Below are 2,400 nucleotides of genomic sequence, written 5' to 3' on the forward strand. Positions count from 1 at the left end.
GGTCGGCGACGGCCGCACGCGTGTCGGCGGGTTCTGGATCGACCAGACCGACGTGACGATCGCGCAGTTCGCCGCATTCGTGCAGGCGACCGGCTACGTGACCGAGGCTGAGCAGCAGGATGGGGCGGCGGTGTTCCATGTGCCGACGCGCGACGAGATGAACGCGCGCGACCTTGCGTGGTGGTCGTGGGTGAAGGGCGCGTCGTGGCGCCATCCTCGCGGGCCGGGTAGCAGCGTCGACGGGCTCGGCAACCTGCCGGTCACGCTCGTCACGCAGCGCGATGCGCTCGCGTATGCGTACTGGCTCGGCCGCGACCTGCCTACCGAGGCCGAATGGGAATACGCTGGCAAGGCCGGCCGCGACGATGCGTCGCTCGACGCGGCGCCGCGCGACGCGCAGGGCAAGCCGGCCGCGAACTACTGGCAGGGTGTGTTTCCGGTGCTCGACACGGCCGAGGACGGTCACGCGGGGCTCGCGCCCGTCGGCTGCTACGCGGCGAACGGGTTCCGGCTCTACGACATGATCGGCAACGCATGGGAATGGACGAAGGACGCATACACGGGGCCGCACCAGCCGCATGCGAACGGCGACACGGCGGCGGTCGCGCCGCCGACGCGAAAGCACGATACGCCGATGGTCATCAAGGGCGGCTCGTTCCTGTGCTCGCGCGACTACTGCGTGCGCTATCGCGCGTCGTCGCGCGAACAGCAGGAAGCCGATCTCGGCGCGTCGCATATCGGGTTCCGCACGATTCTGAGGGATGCAACATGAAGCGCGTCATGCTTTACGTGGGTGCGTGGCTGATCGTTGCGTGCGGGGGCGTTCATCCGGGGTCGACGGTGGCAGCCGAATCAGTCGCTCCGGCCGTGCGCGTCGGCGTGACGCGCGGCGTGCATGCGCAGATCCTGGACGAAGTGAAGCGGGTCGCCGCGTCGCGAGGATTGGGTGTCGACGTCGTCGAATTCGACGATGCGTCGCGCATCGACGCGGCGCTGGCCGACGGCCGGATCGACGCAGCCAGCTTCGAGGATGCGCAGCAGCTTGCCGCGACGCGCGCGCAGAAACGCTACGCACTGACCGACGTCGCACCGACCGTCACGCTGCCGATGGCGCTCTATTCGCGCAAGCTGAAGAACCTGAACGAACTGCAGCCCGGCGCGACGGTCGCGATTCCGGCCGATCCGCGCGGGATGGCACGCGCGCTCGTGCTGCTGCAGAACGACACGCTGGTGACGCTGCGCGAGCAGGCGGGGCTGCACGCGACGCTGCGTGACGTGACTGGCAACCGGCTCGGGCTGAAGCTCGTTGCGTTGCGCCGCGATCGCCTTTACGCGGCGCTCGGGACGGCCGCGTTCGTCGCGATCGACAGCGACGATGCCGCGCGCGCCGGGCTGCAACCCGCGCGCGACAGCATCAGCCTCGAGGATGCGCGCTCGCCGTATGCGAACGTGCTGACGGTGCGCGATGCCGATCGTGCGAAGCCGTGGGTGACGCAGCTCGTCGCCGCGTATCACTCGGACGACGTCGCGCGCTTCATCCTCACGCGCTACCAGGATTCGGTGCGGCGGCCGTGGTAGACACGTACCTGCTTGCGTGCAACGCATGCGGACGCTGCTGCAATAGCGCGCCGACGCTGTCGTTGCGCGAACTGTTCCAGCATCGGCATCGGTTCGTCGGCGCGCTGACGATCCGTCGGGTGCCGAAGCGGCGGATCGGCGAGCGTTGGCGTGCGGGTGGCCGCGAGCACGCGCTCGACGCGGACGACGTCGCGGCTTGCGATGCGCTGGCGGAGCGGGTGTTTCATCGTACCGGCGGTGCGGGGAACGAATGGATCGCGCTGACGCTGCAGGGCTACGACTATCCGTCGCTTGGCCGTTGCGCGGCGTTGGCCGACGATGGCCGCTGCAGCGTGCATGCGGACAAGCCGTCGATCTGCCGCGCGGTGCCGCTCGATCCGATGGTGCCGGACCGATTGCAGTCGCGCGTGCTGGCCGCGCGACGCGACGATGCCGGATGGCTCGGCGCGAACTGCATCGTCGAAACGGCGTGCGCGCCATCTTCGGTCGAATCGTCATTCCCGATTCCGCTGGTGACGGCCGGACAGGTCGCAGACCGTGCGGCGCTCGACGCACATCGCGATGCGCTCGTGTTCGAGCGCGCGGTGTGGCGTGATGCAGTGTTCGCGTCATTGGGCGGCGGCGGGCAGGACGTGCAGCACGCAGTGTCGCGGCTGGCGCCTGGCGGCTACCTGACCGTGTCGATCGTGCCGGTGCTGCTGGCCGTCGCACCGGTATCCGAGCATTGCCGCACACGCTGCATTGAGTTCATCGACGCACAACTCGCGTTGATCGGCATGAACGTCGAAGCGGCACTCGCGCGGCGACATGCCGACGACCGGC

The 2,400-nt window shown here is 69.1% G+C and carries 3 protein-coding genes; all 3 read left to right on the plus strand.

The features are described 5' to 3' along the window. On the plus strand, nt 1–772 hold a 772-nt coding region (locus JYJ84_RS34310), incomplete at its 5' end, for an SUMF1/EgtB/PvdO family nonheme iron enzyme (protein ID WP_205184576.1). After that, nucleotides 769–1,578 carry a MetQ/NlpA family lipoprotein gene (locus tag JYJ84_RS34315; protein WP_174960671.1) on the plus strand — a complete coding sequence of 270 codons (810 nt, stop codon included), beginning with the start codon at nt 769–771 and terminating at the stop codon, nt 1,576–1,578. The genes JYJ84_RS34310 and JYJ84_RS34315, both read left to right, overlap by 4 nt. Further along, on the plus strand, nt 1,572–2,400 hold an 829-nt coding region (locus tag JYJ84_RS34320), incomplete at its 3' end, for a YkgJ family cysteine cluster protein (RefSeq protein WP_205190103.1). The genes JYJ84_RS34315 and JYJ84_RS34320, both read left to right, overlap by 7 nt.

Source organism: Burkholderia sp. LMG 13014, assembly GCF_905232215.1.
Lineage (GTDB): Bacteria > Pseudomonadota > Gammaproteobacteria > Burkholderiales > Burkholderiaceae > Burkholderia.